The sequence below is a fragment of the Aureimonas sp. ME7 genome, assembly GCF_903970965.1.
In the GTDB taxonomy this organism is placed as follows: Bacteria; Pseudomonadota; Alphaproteobacteria; order Rhizobiales; family Rhizobiaceae; genus Aureimonas.
Map to the genome: position 1 here is coordinate 51052 of NZ_CAJCKW010000007.1, position 18680 is coordinate 69731.

The 18680-nt window shown below is 69.2% G+C and carries 20 protein-coding genes; 8 read left to right on the forward strand and 12 right to left on the reverse strand.

The window, feature by feature from the left end:
- Position 1: 1 nt before the first annotated feature.
- The 3 genes from H7A85_RS13265 to H7A85_RS13275 all read right to left on the reverse strand — a co-directional run bounded on the left by H7A85_RS13265 (position 2) and on the right by H7A85_RS13275 (position 3560).
- Positions 2–1006 carry an ABC transporter permease gene (locus H7A85_RS13265; protein ID WP_182086427.1) on the reverse strand — a complete coding sequence of 335 codons (1005 nt, stop codon included), beginning with the start codon at positions 1004–1006 and terminating at the stop codon, positions 2–4.
- Positions 996–2519, reverse strand: a complete 1524-nt coding sequence (locus tag H7A85_RS13270) for a sugar ABC transporter ATP-binding protein (protein ID WP_182086428.1) — start codon at positions 2517–2519, stop codon at positions 996–998. Before H7A85_RS13270 ends, H7A85_RS13265 begins: the two co-directional genes overlap by 11 nt.
- Positions 2520–2612: 93 nt before the next feature.
- Positions 2613–3560, reverse strand: a complete 948-nt coding sequence (locus H7A85_RS13275) for a substrate-binding domain-containing protein (RefSeq protein ID WP_182086429.1) — start codon at positions 3558–3560, stop codon at positions 2613–2615.
- A 387-nt stretch (positions 3561–3947) separates the two neighbouring features.
- Here H7A85_RS13275 and H7A85_RS13280 point away from each other — a divergent pair, with 387 nt between their 5' ends.
- The 4 genes from H7A85_RS13280 to H7A85_RS13295 all read left to right on the forward strand — a co-directional run bounded on the left by H7A85_RS13280 (position 3948) and on the right by H7A85_RS13295 (position 5874).
- On the forward strand, positions 3948–4115 hold the full coding sequence (locus tag H7A85_RS13280) for a hypothetical protein (RefSeq protein ID WP_182086430.1): 168 nt from the start codon (positions 3948–3950) through the stop codon (positions 4113–4115).
- A 23-nt stretch (positions 4116–4138) separates the two neighbouring features.
- Entirely contained in the window at positions 4139–4318 is a 180-nt protein-coding gene (locus H7A85_RS13285; protein WP_182086431.1) for a DUF3606 domain-containing protein, read from the forward strand.
- A 108-nt stretch (positions 4319–4426) separates the two neighbouring features.
- Entirely contained in the window at positions 4427–4786 is a 360-nt protein-coding gene (locus H7A85_RS13290) for a DUF6481 family protein (protein WP_182086432.1), read from the forward strand.
- A gap of 386 nt (positions 4787–5172) precedes the next feature.
- Entirely contained in the window at positions 5173–5874 is a 702-nt protein-coding gene (locus H7A85_RS13295) for an aspartate/glutamate racemase family protein (RefSeq protein ID WP_182086433.1), read from the forward strand.
- Here H7A85_RS13295 and H7A85_RS13300 read toward each other — a convergent pair.
- From H7A85_RS13300 to H7A85_RS13335, 8 genes are all read right to left on the reverse strand, one after another.
- Complete coding sequence (locus H7A85_RS13300; protein ID WP_182086434.1) at positions 5841–6500, reverse strand: HAD-IA family hydrolase; 660 nt, start codon at positions 6498–6500, stop codon at positions 5841–5843. The genes H7A85_RS13295 and H7A85_RS13300 overlap by 34 nt on opposite strands.
- 168 nt (positions 6501–6668) lie before the next feature.
- Positions 6669–7997, reverse strand: a complete 1329-nt coding sequence (locus tag H7A85_RS13305; RefSeq protein ID WP_182086435.1) for an LLM class flavin-dependent oxidoreductase — start codon at positions 7995–7997, stop codon at positions 6669–6671.
- Positions 7998–8095: 98 nt separating this feature from the next.
- Positions 8096–8929 (reverse strand): serine O-acetyltransferase EpsC, encoded by an 834-nt coding sequence (epsC, locus tag H7A85_RS13310; RefSeq protein WP_182086436.1) that lies wholly within the window; start codon positions 8927–8929, stop codon positions 8096–8098.
- 37 nt (positions 8930–8966) lie between these two features.
- Positions 8967–10037, reverse strand: coding sequence for an LLM class flavin-dependent oxidoreductase (locus H7A85_RS13315; RefSeq protein WP_182086437.1), 1071 nt, complete (start codon positions 10035–10037; stop codon positions 8967–8969).
- The gene (locus H7A85_RS13320; protein WP_182086438.1) at positions 10034–10903 is read right to left on the reverse strand and encodes an ABC transporter permease; all 870 of its coding nucleotides are present in this window, start codon (positions 10901–10903) and stop codon (positions 10034–10036) included. The genes H7A85_RS13315 and H7A85_RS13320 overlap by 4 nt, the downstream gene beginning before the upstream one ends.
- Positions 10900–11715 (reverse strand): ABC transporter ATP-binding protein, encoded by an 816-nt coding sequence (locus H7A85_RS13325; RefSeq protein ID WP_244631193.1) that lies wholly within the window; start codon positions 11713–11715, stop codon positions 10900–10902. The genes H7A85_RS13320 and H7A85_RS13325 overlap by 4 nt, the downstream gene beginning before the upstream one ends.
- Positions 11716–11822: 107 nt before the next feature.
- On the reverse strand, positions 11823–12842 hold the full coding sequence (locus H7A85_RS13330; RefSeq protein WP_182086439.1) for an ABC transporter substrate-binding protein: 1020 nt from the start codon (positions 12840–12842) through the stop codon (positions 11823–11825).
- Between the two features lie 218 nt (positions 12843–13060).
- Positions 13061–14176, reverse strand: a complete 1116-nt coding sequence (locus tag H7A85_RS13335; protein ID WP_182086440.1) for an aldo/keto reductase — start codon at positions 14174–14176, stop codon at positions 13061–13063.
- Positions 14177–14272: 96 nt separating this feature from the next.
- On the opposite strand from H7A85_RS13335, the gene H7A85_RS13340 reads away from it, so the two are divergent.
- On the forward strand, positions 14273–15163 hold the full coding sequence (locus tag H7A85_RS13340; RefSeq protein ID WP_182086441.1) for a LysR family transcriptional regulator: 891 nt from the start codon (positions 14273–14275) through the stop codon (positions 15161–15163).
- On the opposite strand, the gene H7A85_RS13345 is transcribed toward H7A85_RS13340, so the two are convergent.
- Positions 15160–16404, reverse strand: a complete 1245-nt coding sequence (locus tag H7A85_RS13345; protein ID WP_182086442.1) for an MFS transporter — start codon at positions 16402–16404, stop codon at positions 15160–15162. The genes H7A85_RS13340 and H7A85_RS13345 overlap by 4 nt on opposite strands.
- 82 nt (positions 16405–16486) lie before the next feature.
- On the opposite strand from H7A85_RS13345, the gene H7A85_RS13350 reads away from it, so the two are divergent.
- The 3 genes from H7A85_RS13350 (at position 16487) to H7A85_RS13360 (ending at position 18677) form a co-directional block, all read left to right on the forward strand.
- Positions 16487–17470: an AraC family transcriptional regulator gene (locus H7A85_RS13350; RefSeq protein ID WP_182086443.1), complete on the forward strand. Its 984-nt coding sequence runs from the start codon at positions 16487–16489 to the stop codon at positions 17468–17470.
- A gap of 68 nt (positions 17471–17538) precedes the next feature.
- Complete coding sequence (locus tag H7A85_RS13355; RefSeq protein ID WP_182086444.1) at positions 17539–18165, forward strand: hypothetical protein; 627 nt, start codon at positions 17539–17541, stop codon at positions 18163–18165.
- A 14-nt stretch (positions 18166–18179) separates the two neighbouring features.
- A complete protein-coding gene (locus H7A85_RS13360; RefSeq protein ID WP_182086445.1) occupies positions 18180–18677 on the forward strand; it encodes a hypothetical protein in 498 nt (165 codons plus the stop codon).
- The last annotated feature ends 3 nt before the right edge of the window (positions 18678–18680 follow it).

Sequence of the window (18680 nt, forward strand, 5' to 3'; positions counted from 1 at the left end):
GTCAGGCCGCGTCGCGGCGAAGGTAGCGGCGCGACAGCGCGTCGAAGGAAATGGCAAGCACCACGATCGCGCCCGACACGACGCCCTGCCAATAGGGCGAGACGCCGAAGAGGACGATGATGTTCTCGATGATGGCGATGATGCCCGCGCCGAAGATCGCGCCGAGCGGCGAGCCGACGCCGCCCGTGGTCGCCACGCCCCCGATCACGGCGGCCGCGATCGGCGCCAGCACCCAGGTCTGGCCGATCGAAGGCTGGGCGGTGCCGAGACGCGCCACCATGAGAAGGCCCGCCAGCGCCGACAGGAGCCCGGCCAGCGTGAACACCAGGAGGCGGATGCGGTCGACGCGGATGCCGAGCATGCGCGCGGCGGCCGGGTTGTTGCCGATCGCGTACATGTAGCGGCCCATCGGCGTCTTCACCGTCAGGAACAAGGCCAGCGCCAGCACCACCAGCATGACGACGAAGGGCACGGGCAGCGCCAGCCAGTCGCCGCGCCCGAGGAACTGGATGTCGGCCGGGATGCCGGTGATGGCGACGCCCTTGGTCAGGACTAGGATGGCGCCGCCGTAGATGCCGGCGGTGCCGATGGTGAGCACCAGCGAATGCAGCCCGAGCCGCGTCACCAGAAGACCGTTGAGAAAGCCGAGCATAGCGCCGAGGAGAAGCGCCAGCGGCAGGGCGACCACCGGCGGCAGGCCGGCCTGGACCATCAGCATGCCCGACACGATGCCGCACAGGCCGCCGATCACGCCGAGCGACAGGTCGAGCTCGCCCAGGATCATCAGCGAGGACTGCGCGATGGTGATGAGCCCGACGAAGGCGAGACCCCGCGCGATCACCGACATGTTGTAGCCCGACAGGAAGTAGGGCGAGACCAGCGACGAGATCACGAAGATCGCGAGAAGCGCGGCGAAGACGCCGGCCAGCGGATTGCGGATCAGGAGCGCCAGCCAGCCGGCGCGACGGGCGCCCGCCTCCTTGGCCGTTGCAGCTTCAGTCGACATGGCGAGCCTCCGAGCGGGTCTGGGCGGGCGTTGCGGGGCCGGTCGCGAAGATCGCGCCGACAAGGGTCTCGGTCTCGGTCGTGGCGGCGTCGAAGTCGCCGGTGAGGCGGCCCGAATGCAGGGTGAGGATGCGGCTGGCGCAGCGCCGCAGCTCGGTCATCTCGGAGGAGATCAGGACGATGCCGACGCCCTCCTCGGCCAGCGTCTTCATGATGCGGTAGATCTCGGCCTTGGTGCGGATGTCGATGCCCTTGGTGGGCTCGTCGAAGATCAGGATGCGGGGGGTGGTCGCCATGGCGCGCCCGATGATGGCCTTCTGCTGGTTGCCGCCCGACAGGAGCGAGATGCGCTGGCCCATGCCGGCGGCGCGAATGCCGTAGTCGTCGATGACGCGCCCGACGAGGCTGCGCTCCCTGGCGAAGTCGATGCCGGCCGGGCCCGAGGTCAGCGACAGGACCGAGATGCCGATGTTCTCGCGCAAGGACAGAAGCGGGAAGATGCCGTGGTGCTTGCGCTCCTCCGACAGGTACAGCATCCCGCCCGCCACCGACGCGGCCGTGTCGCCGAGGCGCCAGGCCTTGCCCTCCACGCGCACCGATCCGGCGCGCGCCTTGCGAAAGCCGAAGACGGTCTGCATCAGCTCGGAGCGGCCGGCGCCGACGAGGCCGGCAAGCCCCAGGATCTCGCCGCGCCGGAGCGTGAACGAGACGTCCTCGAACATGTCGCCCGACAGATGCGCGACCTCCATGATCGGCGCGCCCGCCGCGCAGGCGGGGCGGAAATGGTCGTCGATCGCGATCTCGCGTCCCGACATGGCGCGGATCAGGCGCGGCTCGTTGATATCGGCCATGCGGCCCGCCTCGACCTTCTCGCCGTTGCGCAGGACCGTGTAGTCGTCGCCGATGGCGAAGACCTCCTCCATCTTGTGCGAGATGAAGACGACCGCATGGTCGCGGTCGAGGAAGCCGCGGATCACCCGGAAGACGCGCTCCACCTCGCGCGCGGTGAGCGCGGAGGTCGGCTCGTCCAGGATCAGCACCTTCATCTCGGCGTTGGTCGAGGCCCGCGCGATCTGGAGAAGCTGCTGGTCGGGCACGGAAATGTGGCGCACGAGGTCGCCCGGGCGCGCCTCGATGCCGAAACGGTCGAGATACCCTTGCGCCTCGGCGCGCATGCGGCGCCGGTTCACGAAGCCGCCATGCCCCGTCCGGTCGAAAGGCATGAAGAGGTTTTCCGCGACGCTGATGTCGGGAAACAGCGAAAGTTCCTGCGGCACATAGGCGATCCGGCGGAACAGTTCGCCGTGTTCGAGCGGGTCGCGGCCCTCGATCGACACCGTGCCGGCGCTGGCGCGGTCCGAGCCCGTCAGGATCTTGACCAGCGTCGACTTGCCGGCCCCGTTCTCGCCGGCGAGGACGTGGCAGCGTCCGAGCTCGATCGACAGATCGACGCCCGACAGCGCCTTGACGCCCGGAAAATCGCGCGTGAGACCGCGCGTTTCGAGATAAGCCATGGGTTCCCTCCCCCTTCGACGACGACGCCCGGTCGGCGAAGCCGGGGCGCGGGGGGAAAGGTCGCTCGCCTTGCCCCCCGCACCCGCGATCGATCAGCCGCCGATGTTGTCCTTGGTCAGGAAGGCGCTGCCGGTGTCGACATAGTCCGGCACCGGCGCTCCGGTGACCTGCGCCCAGAGCAGCATGACCGACCAGTAGCCCTGCATCTCCGGCAGGGAGGCCGACGAGCTGTCGGCGACGCCGGAGCGGATGAGGTCGAGCATCTCGGCGAGATTGTCGAGGCCGACGAGCTTGACCTGGTCCCCCTTGCCGGCTTCGACGATCGCCTGGCCGATGCCGATCGGGCCCGCCGCGTCGGAGGCGACCCAGCCCTTGAGGTTCGGGTTGGCCTGCATGATCGCGGCCGCTTGTTGCTGCGCGGTCTCGATGCTGTCGTTGTCGATGCCCTCGGCCACGACCTTGATGCCGGGGTGCTCGGCGAAGACGTCGCGGTGGCACTGGGCGCGGATCGAATGGTTGGGGGCGGTCGGCACGCCCATCATGATGGCGACCTCGCCTTCGCCGCCGAGAATCTCGACGAGACGGCGCGCGGCGATCTTGGCCTGCTCGCAGAAGTCCATGCCGATCGTCGGGATCTTCATGCCCTCGGGCGCGACGGAATCGAAGATCGCCAGCGGAATGTCCTGACCCTGCGCCGCTTCCAGCGAAGCGCGGTTGCCGGCGGGGTCCAGAAGGTCGATCGCGATGCCGTCGGGGCGGGTGGAGATCGCGCTTTCCACGATCTGGACCTGCTGGACGACGTCGGCGGTCTGCGGCGCCGAGTAGACGATCTCGACATCGGCCCCGGTCTGCGCCTTGAGGGCCGCCGCCGCCATCTGGGCGCCCTCGTTCACCTTGTCGAACCAGGGATGGACGACCTTGGGCACGATCAGGAAGCGGTAGCTGTCCTTCTTCACGGTGCCGGGCGCGTCCTGGGCGCCGGCCACCGTCGGCAGCATGAGCGCGGCGGCGCCCGCCAATGCGAGTGCGAGTTTCTTCATGGCTTGTCTCCCGTTCCTCCAGCGCATCGATGCGCCCTCCGCACCCGAGCCGACATCCCTTCGGCGATCGAGGCAGATGCCAAACTACATTTGTAAAATGAGTTTTACAACAGTTTGATTTGGGAAGATGCGAGTGTCCGTCGAGCGGTAATGGTCAGTGTACGTCCGTCCGTCGCGAAGCCCTTCCAGCGTTTGCGGGTTCTATGAGACCGACCCGAAGAGCGATCGGTGGCTGGGGCCTAAGTCCCGGAAGCATCGACGGGGACTGGCGAGGACGCTCTTTTCCCGATGGATGAGCGAAAGTCGGCGCCATCGAAGCGTGTAAGGGCGACTTTCCGCCCGATCATCCCCATATGAATTCTTTCGACACGAAAGGATCGATCCCCGATGCGGACACCGAACTACAATTTCGAACGCCAGGAGCGCGATCGGGCCAAGGCCGCCAAGAAGGCTGAGAAGGCCGCCGCCAAAGCCGCTGCCAAGGCGGACGGGAACGAGCCCCGCGATGACGCGGCCGCGCACGAGACGCCTCCCGCTTCCCCTTCTCCGAGTTGAACGAGAAAAAAGGAATTCCACCCATGGCCGCCAACAAGTCGTCCGGCAAGTCGCCGAAGACGGCTCCCCACGAGGAGCCGTACGAACCCGAAGCCTTCGCGCGCAAGTTCGGCATTCCCGCCGGCGAGGCGAAGACGATCATCAAGCGCTATGGGCCCTCCCGCCGAAAGCTCGACGCCTACATGGCCGCTCGCGACGCTTGAGGATTTATCGCCCCGAGCCGTGATATAGCCGGTTTTCCGGCGCACTTGCGCCGGAAGGAACCACGATGCCGCACCGGCGGCATCCCAACATCGAATGGGACTTAAGCCTTGAAGACAGACACCGATTTCATCGATCGCCGGAACGCTGCCAAGAATGCCAAGGCAGCCCTCCTGGAGAAGATGAAGGCGAAACAGAACGACCCGGAGCTGGAAGCGCGCCGCGCCGAGCGGGCCGCCGTCGTCGCGGCCCGCGAGGAGCGCGAGGCGGCCAAGCGCCGTCAGCGGCAGGAGGCCGAGGCCGAGCGGGAGGCCGCGCTGGCGCAGGAGCGGGCCGCCGCGAAGGAAGCCGCCGAGCAGGCCGCCGTGTCCGAGCGCGACAAGCTGATCGCGCAGGCCATGGAGGACCAGGCGGCCCAGAAGGCCAAGCGGGACGCGCGCTACGCAGCCCGGCAGATGCGCAAGGGCTGACCGGGCGGTCTTCGGGCACCGGCGCGGGCGGGGCCGATGGGATCGCCGATCGCGCGCGATCTTCGCCGGGACCATGCTCGGCCGCCGCTTCGCGCTGCCCGCTTAGCCCGTTGCGAACCCTGGACGAGGCCGACGGAACCCGCTTCGCTTCCCCTTGATGAGGCGGGATTTCGTCGGCGGCTTTTGCCGGCGCGTGAATCTCCTTACCCAGCAAATCTCCAGCTTCGATTCCGAGCGAACGTTGCGGGGCGCTCGGAGGTCCGCGTTTGGCCGTCGGCATCTTCCCGATATTGGCCCGACGTTCCAATCCTTCCCCCAAGGGGCTTGGCCTTCTGCATCGACTCGCTGATGGTGATCTCCCGAACGCTTTCCGAATCGCACCCGCCATGACGCGCATCGCCTTGATCAACGCCAACACGACCCGGGCCATGACGGAACGGATGGTGGACGCCGCGCGGCGACTGGCGCCGGCGGGCGTCGCGATCGAAGGTCACACGGCGCCCGAAGGCGCGCCCTACATCTCGACGCCCGAAGCGGCAGCCCGCGCGGGCGAGGTGGTTCGCGGCATGGCCGAGGCCTTCGCGACGGCCGGACCGCCCGACGCGGTGATGATCGCCTGCTTCGGCGACCCCGGCCTCTTCGAAGCGCGCGCGCTCTTGCCCGTTCCCGTGCTCGGCATGGCCGACGCCTCGTGCCATGTCGCCGCGCAGCTCGGCGCGCGCTTTGCCATCGTCACCGGCGGCCACGCCTGGGGTCCCATGCTGGAGGCGTTCGTGGACCGGATCGGGCTGGGGTCGCGGCTCGCGGGCGTGCGCACGATCGAACTCACCGGCGACAGGATCGCCGCCGATCCGGCTGGAGCGGAGACCCTCGTTCTCGGCGAGATCGAACGGGCGCGAGACAACGGCGCCGATGTCGTGATCCTCGGCGGGGCGGGGCTGGTGGGCTTTGCCGACCGGCTGACGCCGCGATCCCCCGCTATCCTTCTGGATTCCCTCGCCTGCCTCGTCGCCCAGACCTGCGCGCTCACCGGATTCGGCTTAAGGACGCGTCCTCAACGGTCCATCTCGGCCGCGATCTCGCCGTAGGTGCGCGCGACGAAGTCCGCGCCGGCTGCGCGCAGGGCATCGCCGGTGTTGGCCAGGAGATGCGCGCCGCCCAGAAACCCGTAGGCCACCATCCCGGCCGCCTTGGCCCCCATGACGCCGAAGCGCGAATCCTCGATCACCAGGCTGCGCGCAGGATCGAACCCCATGCGCGCGGCCGCATGGAGCACGAGGTCGGGCTCCGGCTTGCCGCGCCGGACGTCGTGCGAGGAAAAGATCGCTTCCGCCGCGAAGAACCGGTCGAGGCCCGTCACCTTCAGGCTGTGCCGGATGCGCTCGTGGTCGGACGAGGAGGCGACGCAGCGCGGCAGGCTGGAACCTTCCAGGAACCGAACGACGCCGGGCACGGGGGCGAGTTCGGCGGTGAACAGCGCCTTCGTCTCGGTCCAGAAGCGGGGATGGTATTCGTGGCCGAGCGAGCGCCCCGTTCGCGCCTCGATCCCTTGGAGGATGTCGGCCATCTTCATGCCGACCATGGCATTGACCATGTCGGTCGTGACCTCGATTCCCGCCTGCCGGTAGACCGACTGCATGGCGCGCCGGGCCAGGACCTCGCTGTCGACGAGAACCCCGTCGCAGTCGAAGATGATGCCGTCGAATCGCGCCATGGCCGCTCTTTCGGGTGTTCCTCCCGCCGCGAATCGAGGCCTGCGGCCCGCCGGCTCGCGGAAGGAGACGGGTTTGAGTGCCCGCCTGTTCGATCCGCGGCATATGGGCCGTTCCGGCGCCGACATGCAAGGCGGACCGGACCGGCCCGTTCCCCGAAAACCGCCGGCTCAGGGGGCGAAGAAGCGGTTGACGGGGCGCGGCAGCCCGAGATTGTCGCGCAAGGTCGCCCCTTCGTATTCGCGCCGGAAGATGCCGCGCCGCTGGAGCTCGGGCACGACCTTGTCGACGAAGCCGTCGAGCCCTTCGGGCAGGAAGGGGAACATCACGTTGAACCCGTCCGCCCCGTCCGATTCCAGCCATTCCTGCATGGCGTCGGCGATGGTGCGGGGCGTTCCGACGAAGGAAAGGCCGCCGTAGCCGCCGAGGCGCCGGGCGAGCTGGCCGACGGTCAGGTTCTCGCGCCGGGCGAGCTCGATCGTGCGCTCGCGGCTCGACTTCGACTGGTTCGTGTCGGGGATCTCCGGCAGGGGCGCGTCCGGGTCGAAGGCGCGCGCATCGGTGCCGAGCATGGTCGACAACTGGTCGATGGCGTTGTCGTAGCTCACCAGCGCGTCGAGACGCTCGCGCGTCTCGCGCGCCTCCTCGTCGCTGTCGCCCACCACCACGAAGGCGCCGGGCAGGATCTTGAGGTGATCGGGATCGCGCCCAATCCGGCCCATGCGCCCCTTGACGTCGGCGTAGAAGGCGCGCCCGTCCTCCAGGCGGCTCGGGGCGGCAAAGATCACCTCCGCCGTTTCGGCGGCGAGCTGGCGGCCGGGCTCCGAGGCGCCGGCCTGGACGATCACCGGCCAGCCTTGGGGAGGCCGGGCGATGTTGAGCGGCCCCTGCACATCGAAGAACTCGCCCTTGTGGGCGAGGACGTGCATGCGATCGGGATCGACATAGGTGGCGCTGTCGGTGTCGCGCGGGAAAGCGTCGTCGTCGAAACTGTCCCAAAGGCCGGTCACCACGTCGTAGAACTCGCGGGCGCGGCGATATCGGTCGGCGTGGTCCAGATGCTCTTCCAGGCCGAAGTTGCGCGCGGCGTCCGGGTTGGAGGTGGTCACGATGTTCCACCCGGCGCGCCCCGCGCTCAGGTGGTCCAGCGAGGCGAAGCGCCGCGCGACGTGGTAGGGCTCGTCGAAGCTCGTGGAAGCGGTCGCCACGAGGCCGATGCGGCTCGTCACCGAGGCCAGCGCCGACAGGAGCGTGAAGGGCTCGAACGAGGTCACGGTGTGGCTGCGCCGGAGCGCCTCGCGCCCGATATTGAGGACGGCGAGGTGGTCGGCCATGAAGAACGCGTCGAAGCGCGCCGCCTCCAGCCGGCGGGCGAGGTATTGCAGCCGCTCGAAGTTGAAGTTGGCGTCACGCCAGGCGCCGGGATAGCGCCAGGCGCCGGCATGGATTGAAACGGGCCGCATGAAGGCCCCGAGCTTCAGCTGCTTGGCGGATGTCATCGGCAGAAATCCTTGTCGAGGAAGGGCGAGCGCGCGAAATGGCGCCGGACGGGCGTCATCTCAAGAGCGGAAGCAAAACCGGTGTCGGCGGAAAGGCGCTAAAGACCGACGTCGAACACCATCTGGTCCATCGCGCGGCTCGGCTCGGCGCAGCCGGCATGGCCGACGATGCGGGCCGGCACGCCCGCGACCGTGGTGTTAGGCGGAACCGAGCGCGTGACCACCGAGCCCGCGCCGATGCGCGAGCAATGGCCGATCTCGATGGGCCCGAGAAGCTTGGCGCCCGCCCCGATCAGAACGCCGTGGCCGACGCGCGGATGGCGCCGCCCGCCCGGCACCGGCTCTTCCGCCTCGCCCAGGACGACGCCCTGCAGCATGGAAACGTTGTCGCCGATCTCGGCGCTCGCCCCGATCGAGATGCCGGTGGCATGGTCGATGAAGGTGCCGCTGCCGATCGGCACGGCGGGATGGATCTCCACCTGGAAGACTTCCGCGACGCGGTCCGACAGATAGAGCGCGAGGTCGCGCCGTTCCGTCCGCCAGAGATGGTGGGCGACGCGATGCGCCTCCAGCGCGTGAAAACCCTTGAAATAAAGGACGGCGTCGAGCGCGGCGTCGCTGGCGGGGTCCCGGTCGATCAGGGCGGCCAGATCGAAGCGCAGAGCGCGGCGCAGCGCCTCGACCCCGAACGCCTCCCGAAGCACCGCGCGCAGCGCGTCGGCCGGAAGCACGCCGGCGATGCGGCTCGCCAGGCGATGGCTGAGCGCGTCCTCCAGCGAGGACTGGTCGAGAACGGTGGACTGGACGAGGGCGGCCAGCACCGGCTCGCGCGCGGCGACGCCCTCCGCCTCGCGCCGTAGCCGCGCCCACCAGAAGTCGGCCGTCGCCGGTGTCGGGATGCCGACCGCCTCCCTCGATGCCTCGATATCCATCGCGCCGCCCTTTCCCCGTCGTGCCGCCCCGGCGGCGTCAGTCCCTCAGAAGCGGCAGGAGCGTCGTTCCCTGCCGCTCGATTTCCCGAAGATACGGCGTGTCGGACAGGACGAAATGCGAGATGCCGAGGTCGCGATACCGGCGCAGCGATTCCGCCACCTCCGCTGCCGAGCCGACCAGCCAAGTGGTGCCCGCCCCGCCCCCGCCGTAGCGGCCGGGCGCGGTGTAGAGACGATCGTCCAGCACCTCGCCGCGCGCCTGGAGATCCAGAAGCCGGCGCTGGCCGACGGCGACCTCGCCGCGATGGTCGTGCCAGCCGGCGCCCGCCGTGCGCGCCATCTCGGCGACCTTGGCCTCGGCGTCGCGCCAGGCTTCCTCGCTCGTGTCGCGCACCAGCGTCGTGATGCGCAGTCCGAACTCGAGGGGGGCGTGCTCGCGGCCGAGCTCGGCGCTCAGCGCCCTCAGCCGGGCGATGCGCTCGGCCACGTCGGCCAGGGGCTCGCCCCAGAAGAGCTGGACGTCGGCCTCCGCTGCGGCCACCCGCTCGGCCGGCCCGGAAGCACCGCCGAAGTAGAGCTTGGGATGCAAGCGCCCTTCTCGCGCATGGGGGCGCGGCTGGGCGGTGGAGCCTTTCAGCGCGTAGTGCGGCCCCTGGTGCGTGACGTTCTCTTCCGTCCACAGCCGGCGCAGAAGGCGCATGAACTCGCCCGTGCGCTCGTAGCGCCGTTCCTTCTCGATCGACCCGTCGCCGTAGGCTTCCGGATTGTCGAGGCCAGACACGATGTTGACGCGCACGCGCCCGCCCGACAGGTGGTCGAGCGTGGCGAGCGCGGAGGCCGCCTGGGCAGGCTGCCAGTAGCCCGGCCGGATCGCGATCAGGGGCTCGAACGCCTTCGTGCGCGCGGCGAGCGCTGCGGCCACGGTGAACGTGTCGGGCCGCTCCCAGCCGGCACCCAGAAGCGCGCCGCGCCAGCCGTGGCGCTCGATCGCCTCGGCCTGCGCCACCAGCGCGCCCAGGCTGTTGTGGCCGGCATCAGTCGTGTCGCCGCGATGGCCGGCGACGGCCTGGTTCGGGATGTACCAGAGGAACTCTGTCGGCGCGGTCATCGCTGCTGCCCCCAACGATGCACGGTGACGCGCTCGAGGCTGGCGAAGGCGAGATTCTCGACGAGGAGGCCGATCACGATCACGAGGGCGAGGCCGGCAAAGACGTTGTCGGTGTAGAGTTCGTTGCGGTTCTGGAAGATGTACCAGCCGAGCCCGCCGCGCCCGGACGAGGCGCCGAACACGAGCTCGGCCGCGATCAGCGTGCGCCAGGCGAAGGCCCAGGCGATCTTGAGGCCGGACAGGACGGACGGAAGGGCTGCCGGCAGGAGGATCTGCCAGACGTAGCGCCAGCCCTTGAGCCCGTAGTTGCGCCCCGTCATCCGCAGGGTTTCGGGCACGCCCTGGAAGCCGGCGAAGATCGACAGCGACAAAGGCCAGAGCACCGAATGCACCAGCACGAAGATCAGGCTGTTCTGCCCCAGACCGAACCACAGGAGCGCGAGCGGCAGGAGGGCGATCGCGGGCAGAGGGTTGAACATCGCCGTCAGCGTCGACAGGAGGTCGCGCCCAAGCTGCGTCGAGACGGCGAGCGTCGTCAGGAGAAGCGAAAGGACGATGCCGAGCGCATAGCCCTGGACGAGAACCAGAAGCGAGATGCGCGTCCGCTCCAGAAGTTCGCCGCTGGCGATCCCCGAAACGAAGGCGCGTGCCGTCGCCCCGAACGTCGGCAGGAGGAGCGGGTTGGCCTGCCAGCGCGCAGCGGCCTCCCACAAGGCGATCAGCGCGAGAAGGATCAGGCCCTTGCGCAGCCACCCTTGAGCCCAGATGCGGGCGGCGAGCGGCAGCTGGCGCTCCACCGTTCCGCCGGTGAAGGGCTCCAGCTCGCGCTCGTATTCCGGCCGGACGGGTGGTTGAAGCAGCGTCATCGGGCGCTTGTCTCCAGCCCGGCATCGGCCGCCTCGCGCGCCACCGTTCCCGCCCCGTCCTCGAAGAGGAGGCGGTGGATGCGCGCGCCCGCCGCCTGGAACGCCGCGCCGCCGAGGCTGGCAAGGCTCCATTCGTGGGCGTTGATCTCGGCGCGCACCCGGCCCGGACGCGGCGACAGGAGGGCGATGCGGTTGCCCACGACCAGCGCCTCCTCGATCGAGTGGGTGACGAAGAGAAGCGTGAAGCGCGCCTCCTCCCAGAGTTGGAGAAGCTCCTCCTGCATGCGGCGGCGCGTCAGGGCGTCGAGCGCGGCGAAGGGCTCGTCCATCAGGAGGACGCGCGGCTGCATGGCGAGCGCGCGCGCGATCGCGACGCGCCCCTTCATGCCGCCCGACAGCTGATGGGGATAGCTTTGCGCGAAGGCCGACAGGCCGACCTTGCCCAGAAAGTGGCGCGCCCGCTCGCGCGCCTCGCGCCGCGAGACTTTTCGCGAGGCGAGAAGCGGAAAGGCGACGTTGTCGAGAACGCTCTTCCAGGGCGGCAGCTGGTCGAACTCCTGAAATACCACGATCCGGTCGGGCCCCGGCTCCACGACCCGCCGCCCTTCGAGGACGATCTCGCCTTCCACCGGGGGAATGAACCCGGCGATCGATTTGAGAAGCGTGGACTTGCCGCAGCCCGACGGCCCGAGCAGAACGAAGCGATCGGCCTCGAAGATGTCGAGATCGACCTTGTGCGTGGCGCGCACCACGTGGTCTCTCGTGCGATATTCGAGCGACAGCCCGCGCACCCGCAGAAGCGGCTCGGACAGGGCGGGAGACGCTTGGCCGGAAAACGGGGCACCGTCCGCAAGGACCGAGGCGACGGGGGTGGGACCCGGAGCCTCGGCTTCGCGGACGGTGATGGGACGCGCGGTGCTCACGAGCCGTTCGACACGCGCGGATCGTCGAAGAAATAGTCGGCGAGCGCCTTCGGCTCGTTGCGGATGGCCTTCACGCGGTGGAGGAACTGGCCGAGCCCCAGCGTGTTCTCCGGCTCCACCTTGAAGGTGACCTCCGGGTTCTGGATGATGTCGAGGAGGAGCTTGCGATCGACGTTGCCGCCGGCGACCTTCAGGTAGATGTCGGCCGCCTTTTCCGGGTTCTCTCCGATGAACTGCGCCGCCTCGTCCAGCGCGGCGACGAAGGCCGCGTAGGTCTTCGGGCTTTCGTCGTGGAAGGCCTCGGTTGCGTAGAGCACCGTCGAGGACGCCGGGCCGCCCTGCACGTCGTAGGACTTCAGGACGATATGCGCCTTCGGATTGCCGGCGAGCTCCTGCTCCTGGAAGGGCGGGTTGCCGAAATGGGCGGTGATCTCGGTGCCGCCCGAGATGATCGCGGCCGCCGCCTCCGGATGGGGCACGGCGACGGAATAGGCGTCGAGCTTGTCGAAGTTCTCCTCGCCCCAGACCTTGGCGGACGCCCATTGCAGGATGCGCGACTGAACGGACACGCCGACCGCGGGCACCGCGATCCGGTCCTTCTCGGTGAAGTCGGCGATCGTCTTCACCGCCGGATTGTTGGACACGAGATAGTAGGGAAAGTTGCCGAGCGAGGCGACGCCCTTGACGTTCTGCGAGCCGTGCGTGCGATCCCACAGGGTGAAGAGCGGGCCGACGCCCGCGCCGCCGATGTCGACATTGCCCGACAGAAGCGCATCGTTGACTGCCGAGCCGCCCGACAGGCGGATGAATTCCGGCGTGATGTCGATGCCCTGTTCCTTCCCGTGCTTCTGGATCAGACCCTGATCCTCCACGACGTTCAGAAGGAGGTAGACGATGCCGAACTGCTGGGCGATGCGGATCCGCCCTTCCTCGGCCGAGGCCGATGCCGTCATCGCCAGGGACGCCACGGCGCCGACGGCAGCCAGAAGGAGGGACCGGGACAGGAATGTCTTCATCGAAGCGGGCTTTCGAAGCAAAGCAGCGGGAGGCGAGCGGAGGAGACCGAACGCGAACGGGCCCCGAAGTCTCGTTTAGAACACTAAGCCGCTCGACATATCGCGCCAACGCACCTGCATCGCCTACCGGACCCCGAGGGGGGATTATTCCTCCCGCCTTCGGGCCTCTTCGAGCAAAATCCCTCCCGGCGACCCGCACCTGGGCAAAAGATCGGCGCTCATCGCCCCGGCGCGGTCCCACCCCAGGGCGCGACGGGATGGCCGCCGAAGATGCGCTCGCGTGGCAGGTCGAAGATGAAGTAGGGGTTGAGCATCGGCGGGGCACCCATCGCATCGAGACGTGCCCGATGCTCGGCCGAGAAGTCGATGTCGAGCGCCGCCGCGTTCTCACGAAGTTGCTCCGGGCGGCTCGCCCCGATCAGCACCGACGAGACGCCCGGCCGCCCCGCCACCCAGGCGAGCGCGACCTCCGCCATGGATCGCCCGATCTCGCCTGCGACGCTTCGCAGCGCGTCGACGATGTCGAAGTTCCGGTCCGTGAACAGCATGCCGCCATAGGGATTGTCGCCGTTCAAGCGCCCGTCGCTGCCCCCGCTCGGGCTTTCGCCCGTGCGATTGGGCAGGCTTCCGGCAGGCCCCGCCTCAGCGATCTTTTCGCGCCCGTACTTGCCCGTGAGAAGCCCCGCCGCCAGCGGACTCCACGCCACCAGTCCCAGCCCCATGGCCGCGCCCGCCGGCAGGATGTCGAGTTCGACGCCCCGGTCGACCAGCGAATAGGAATATTGCAGCCCGACCGGCTCGGGCAGCCCATGGGCGCGCGCCAAGGTGGCGATCTCGGCCGCATACCAGGCGGGGGCGTTGGAGAAGCCGTAATACAGGATGTCGCCGCGCCGCACGGCGTCGGTCAGCGCGCGCAGAACCTCTTCGGCGGGGGTCGTGCGGTCCCAGACATGGGTCCAGAAGAGATCGATCCGGTCGGTGCCGAGCCGCCTGAGCGAGCCCTCGATCCCGTCCCGGATGTTGCGCGCCGAGTTGCCGCCGGCGAGCGGCGTGTCGTCGCGGCGCGGAAAACCGGCCTTGGTGGCGATCACCAGCCGGTCGCGAAGCCCACGCTCGGCCACGAAGCGCCCGAGCATCGCCTCGCTTTCTCCGCCGGAATAAACATCCGCCGTATCGACGAAGTTGCCACCGGTCTCGACATAGGCGTCGAAGATGGCGCGCGATCCCGCTTCGTCGGCGCCCCAGCGCCCCGCGCCGAAGGTCATGGTGCCGAGCGCGAGCGGGCTGACGAGAAGGCCGGATCGGCCGAGCGTGCGATAGGTCATCGATGCCATTCCTGTTGTCGGTACAAGACCGATCACGACATAATCCCGATCGGCCCTCCGGATTAGCGGCAGGATCGCGCAAGGGCTTGTGAAGGATCTGCAGGAATGAAGCGCGGCGACCTCGACGATCTCGCAGCCTTCGCGGCCATCGCGAAGGCGAGAAGCTTCACGCGCGCGGGCGCTGCGATCGGCGTGTCGCCCTCGGCCCTCAGCCACACGATGCGCGCGCTGGAAGCCCGACTCGGCGTCCGTCTCCTGGCGCGAACCACGCGCAGCGTCGCGCCGACGGCGGCCGGCGAGCGGCTTCTGGCTTCCCTCGGGCCCGCGCTCGACGAGGTGGGGCGAGGGCTGGCCGCCTTGGCCGACTGGCGCGACGCGCCGTCGGGAACGCTGCGCCTCACCACCTTCGGCTATGCGGCGCGCGAGATCCTCCAGCCCCGCCTGCCCCGCTTCCTTCTCGACCATCCCGACATCCATGTGGAAGTCATCGTGGACGACCGGCTGGTGGATCTCGTGGCCGCCGGGTTCGATGCCGGCATCCGCTTCGGCGAAACGGTGGAGCGCGACATGGTGGCCGTTCGCGTCGGCCCGGACCTTCGCACCGTGGTGGTGGGAACGCCGGACTATTTCACCCGCCATCCCCCGCCCCGGACGCCCGCCGACCTCAAGAACCACCTGTGCGTGAACTACCGGCTGGTCGGCGGCGGCGGTCTCCTGCCGTGGGAATTCGAGCGAAACGGTCAGGAGATCCGGATGCAGGTCGTGGGGCAACTGATCGTCACCGACGAAGGGCTGGCATCGGCCGCCGTGCGGGGCGGCGCGGGCCTCGGCTACATGCTGGAGCACGACGTGGCCGCCGAGATCGCGGACGGGCGCCTCGTCCAGGTGCTGGACGAATGGTGCGTGCCCTTTCCCGGCTGCCACCTGTATTATCCCAGTCGGCAGGTGCCGCCGGCCCTCAGGGCCCTGGTCGACGCGCTGCGCCGAAGCGCCTAGCCGAGGGCGTCCTGGGTTGCCCTGCGACGCTCCACCGCGCGCCCGAGCACCAGCATAGCGGATGCGCCGGCGAGGACCGCCAGCGTCGCATAGACCATGACGCCGCGCGGCCCCGTTCCGTCGATCAGGAGACCGCCGAGAACCGCGCCGGATGCGATCGCCACCTGGAAGCTCGCCGACAGGAGCGCCCCGGCGCTTTCGGCGAGATCGGGCGCCGCGCGCGCGTTCCAGATCGACACGGAAACCGGGAACGCGCCGAAGGCGAAGCCCCAGAGCACCGTCGCGGCGAAGGCGACGGGCCCAAGCGCGCCGAAAAGGATCAGCGCGAGCGTCGCCAAGGCCACGAGAAACGAGCAGCCCGCCACCGCGAGGGCGGGGCTGCGGGCGGCCACCGCGCCGCCCGCGACGTTGCCCGCGAAGCCGCCGATCCCGAAGGCGAGAAGCGCCAGCGAGATGGTCGCGATCTCGAGCCGGGGGATCTCCTCCAGGAACGGGCGCACGAAGGTGAAGCCGGCGAAATGGCCGGAGATCACGAGGATCACCGTGCCGAGCCCGATCAGGACCGAGCGGCGCGACAGGGCGGCCCGGAACGAGGCGAGGCCGGGCGAGGCGGCCGAGGGAAGACGGGGCAGCGCCACGAGTTGGATGGCGAGCGCCAGCGCGCCGAGGGCGGAGGCGGCGAGGAAGGTCGCCCGCCAGCCCCAGAGTTCGCCGAGGAATGCGCCGAGCGGAGCGGCGAAGACGGTCGCCAGCGACACGCCCATGATGATGATCGAAATGGCTCGCGGCACCAGGGCGCTCGGCACCAGCCGGAGCGCGAGAGCCGCCATCATCGCCCAGAAGCCGCCGAGCGCGAAGCCGAGAAGGGCGCGGGCGGCGAGAAGGGTCGTGATATCGGTGGCATAGGCCGCCACCACGCTGGAGGCGACGAGCAGCGCCATCAGCGTCCAGACGATGTCGCGCCGGTCGAGCCGCCCGGAAAACAGGACGAGAAGCGGCCCGGCGATCGCCGCGACGGCGGCGGTCGCCGTGATCGCCTGCCCCACCGCGCCGTTGGACACGCCGAGTTCGGCCGCCATCGGCGTCAGGAGGCTGACGGGCAGGAACTCGGCGGTGACGAGCCCGAAGACGCCGAACGACAGGGAAAACACGGCGGTCCATTGCGGCGGCGCGTCGGCGGCGGGCGTGAGCGAGGAAGGCTCGCCGGATGCGGCGGCCTCCGGAAGCGTGATGTCGGACATGGATCCTGACCTTCGAGGTCGTTGGTGGTTGGCGTCCGTCTTAGACTCGCCGGGCAAGCGTTTCCATGCTAGAAAATCCCTCATGCTTGACCGATCGTCCAAATTCGAACCATCCGCCGATCCCTTGACCGACATGCTGCGCGGGCTGCGGCTCGACGGCGTCGAATATGCCAGATGCCGCATGGCGGGGGACTGGAGCTTCCACTACCCGGCGCAGGCGCATGCCCATTTCCACTTCGTTTCGGGCAAGGGCTGCTGGCTTCAGGGACCGGACGGCGAATGGAGCCGGCTGACGGCCGGCGACGCGGTGCTGGTGCCGCACGGCGCGGCGCATGGGCTGGCCAGCGCGCCGGGCATCGAGCCGCGCCCCTTCCCGCGCCGCGACTGCCGGGCGATCTGCGACAACGTCCTCGACTACGAGGAGCCGGGCGCCGACCCCGGCCATGCCACGGTTCTGTTCTGCGGGTCGATGCGCTTCAACCTCGACGCGCTCCACCCCCTGATGCGGATGATGCCCGACCTGATGCGGGCGCAGGAGCTGATGGTGAGCGAGCCCGCGATCCCCCACCTCCTCGACGCGATGATCGCCGAATGCGGGCTGAACCGGGTCGGGGCGAGCGGCATCCTGGCGCGGCTCGCCGACGTGATGGCGGCGCAGATCATTCGCTCCTGGGTGGAGCACGGCTGCGGCGATGCCGCCGGATGGATCGCGGCGGTGCGCGATCCGGAAGTCGGCCGGGTGCTGGCGGCCGTCCATGCCGAGCCGGAGCGGGACTGGACGGTGCAGGAGCTGGCCGGTGTCATGGGCGTCTCGCGCTCGGGCTTTGCCGCCAAGTTCGCCGCGATCGTCGGCGAAACGCCCTCGCGCTACGTGACGCAGGTGCGCATGCACCAAGCGCGCCAGTGGATCACGCGCGACCGCATGCGCATCGCGGAAGCGGCGCACCGGCTGGGCTACGATTCGGAAGCCTCGTTCAGCCGCGCCTTCAAGCGCGTGGTCGGCACCGCGCCGGGGCGCATCCGCGCGCCGGCCGGCGGCCAAGGCCTGCCGGGCGCACCCGCTTGAACGGCGGCGCATCTTGCAAGCTGGGAAGACCGGCGTGGAAGAATCTTACGCTTCGCATCGCGCTCGCCGTGTCGACGCTTTACGCAGGTATGGGCTGGGCCATGGCCGAGACGGCAAGCGACGTCGCCGGAATCGTCCAACGCATCGAGGCCTCGCCCCTGCGCGCCGAAATCGGTGCGATCCTTGAGATCGACTCGTCATCGCCGCCCGAGAGCGCCGATCTCGGCTACACGATCCAGCCGCCCGGCACCTCGTACCTCGCCGGTGACGGAGCGGGCGGCGAATTTCGCGTTCTGTCCGACGGGCGCATTCTCCTGATCGATTCGGAAGGATCCTACGGGATCCTCGCTCCGAACTTCCAAGCGTTCGTCGGGATGGCGACGGGCCTTCCCGGCTGGCGGGACGCCCTGCGCTTCGTCGGCGAGCCGGATCTCGGCCAAGCCCGCCGAAACTGGGCTGACTTCGCCCGCCAATGGCGCCTCGAACAGGCGCTGGACGAACCCTGGCCCTACGAAGGGCAGCGCTTCGCCACCGCAACGCCCGGAAAGGGACGCGTGGCGATCCGCGAAGCCTTCGGCGCGCCGGCCATCGCCGATCCGTTCGCCGCCCTCCACCGCGCGGTCAACGAAACGAGCGGCGACATATCGGTCTCCTGGAACGGCGAGCCCTTGCTGCTTTTCGGTCGAGCCCCCTAGCGAAACGAGGCACCATGGTTCGGCACCAGATGAAGGGAAGCCGCCTCATCGATACCGATCCGCCCCTGCCGAGGAGAGGCGAAACCCTGCGATCCGACGATCGCCTGAAGACTTGGTTGCGCGTACTCGGCATCCTCCTCGTCATTCCCTTCGGGCTCGTCGCGATCGCCTTCCTGGTCGGCGCGATCGCCGATCGCCTGCCGGACTGCCATCCGACCGAGGCCGGCTCCATCGGCTCGTGCACGATTGCCGGAATCGACTGGGGTGTCGCGCTCGTCGTCCTGGCCATGCCCTGGATGCTGTTCGCCTTCATGGTTCCGCTCTGGCTCGCGCTTCTCGGCGCGTGGTTCGCGCTCGGCGCGGTGGCGGTCGGCACCTCGCTTCTCGCCGGCCACGGCTTTCGCCTTCACCGCCGCTGGCTTCTCCAGGGCGAGGACATGGCGATCCCCCGAACGATCCTCGGTTGCGCATCGGGGGCGGTCTACGCTCTCTGGTGGCTGGGAATCATCTGAAAG

What these genes read in the sequence shown, in the direction of transcription:
- H7A85_RS13275 (WP_182086429.1), bottom strand. Translation starts at nt 3,560, where the DNA reads ATGAAGAAACTCGCACTCGCATTGGCGGGCGCCGCCGCGCTCATGCTG.
- H7A85_RS13360 (WP_182086445.1), top strand. Translation starts at nt 18,180, where the DNA reads ATGGTTCGGCACCAGATGAAGGGAAGCCGCCTCATCGATACCGATCCG.
- H7A85_RS13265 (WP_182086427.1), bottom strand. Translation starts at nt 1,006, where the DNA reads ATGTCGACTGAAGCTGCAACGGCCAAGGAGGCGGGCGCCCGTCGCGCC.
- H7A85_RS13295 (WP_182086433.1), top strand. Translation starts at nt 5,173, where the DNA reads ATGACGCGCATCGCCTTGATCAACGCCAACACGACCCGGGCCATGACG.
- H7A85_RS13350 (WP_182086443.1), top strand. Translation starts at nt 16,487, where the DNA reads ATGCTTGACCGATCGTCCAAATTCGAACCATCCGCCGATCCCTTGACC.
- H7A85_RS13280 (WP_182086430.1), top strand. Translation starts at nt 3,948, where the DNA reads ATGCGGACACCGAACTACAATTTCGAACGCCAGGAGCGCGATCGGGCC.
- H7A85_RS13320 (WP_182086438.1), bottom strand. Translation starts at nt 10,903, where the DNA reads ATGACGCTGCTTCAACCACCCGTCCGGCCGGAATACGAGCGCGAGCTG.
- H7A85_RS13345 (WP_182086442.1), bottom strand. Translation starts at nt 16,404, where the DNA reads ATGTCCGACATCACGCTTCCGGAGGCCGCCGCATCCGGCGAGCCTTCC.
- H7A85_RS13330 (WP_182086439.1), bottom strand. Translation starts at nt 12,842, where the DNA reads ATGAAGACATTCCTGTCCCGGTCCCTCCTTCTGGCTGCCGTCGGCGCC.
- H7A85_RS13315 (WP_182086437.1), bottom strand. Translation starts at nt 10,037, where the DNA reads ATGACCGCGCCGACAGAGTTCCTCTGGTACATCCCGAACCAGGCCGTC.
- H7A85_RS13340 (WP_182086441.1), top strand. Translation starts at nt 14,273, where the DNA reads ATGAAGCGCGGCGACCTCGACGATCTCGCAGCCTTCGCGGCCATCGCG.
- H7A85_RS13300 (WP_182086434.1), bottom strand. Translation starts at nt 6,500, where the DNA reads ATGGCGCGATTCGACGGCATCATCTTCGACTGCGACGGGGTTCTCGTC.
- H7A85_RS13285 (WP_182086431.1), top strand. Translation starts at nt 4,139, where the DNA reads ATGGCCGCCAACAAGTCGTCCGGCAAGTCGCCGAAGACGGCTCCCCAC.
- H7A85_RS13335 (WP_182086440.1), bottom strand. Translation starts at nt 14,176, where the DNA reads ATGGCATCGATGACCTATCGCACGCTCGGCCGATCCGGCCTTCTCGTC.
- epsC (WP_182086436.1), bottom strand. Translation starts at nt 8,929, where the DNA reads ATGGATATCGAGGCATCGAGGGAGGCGGTCGGCATCCCGACACCGGCG.
- H7A85_RS13270 (WP_182086428.1), bottom strand. Translation starts at nt 2,519, where the DNA reads ATGGCTTATCTCGAAACGCGCGGTCTCACGCGCGATTTTCCGGGCGTC.
- H7A85_RS13305 (WP_182086435.1), bottom strand. Translation starts at nt 7,997, where the DNA reads ATGACATCCGCCAAGCAGCTGAAGCTCGGGGCCTTCATGCGGCCCGTT.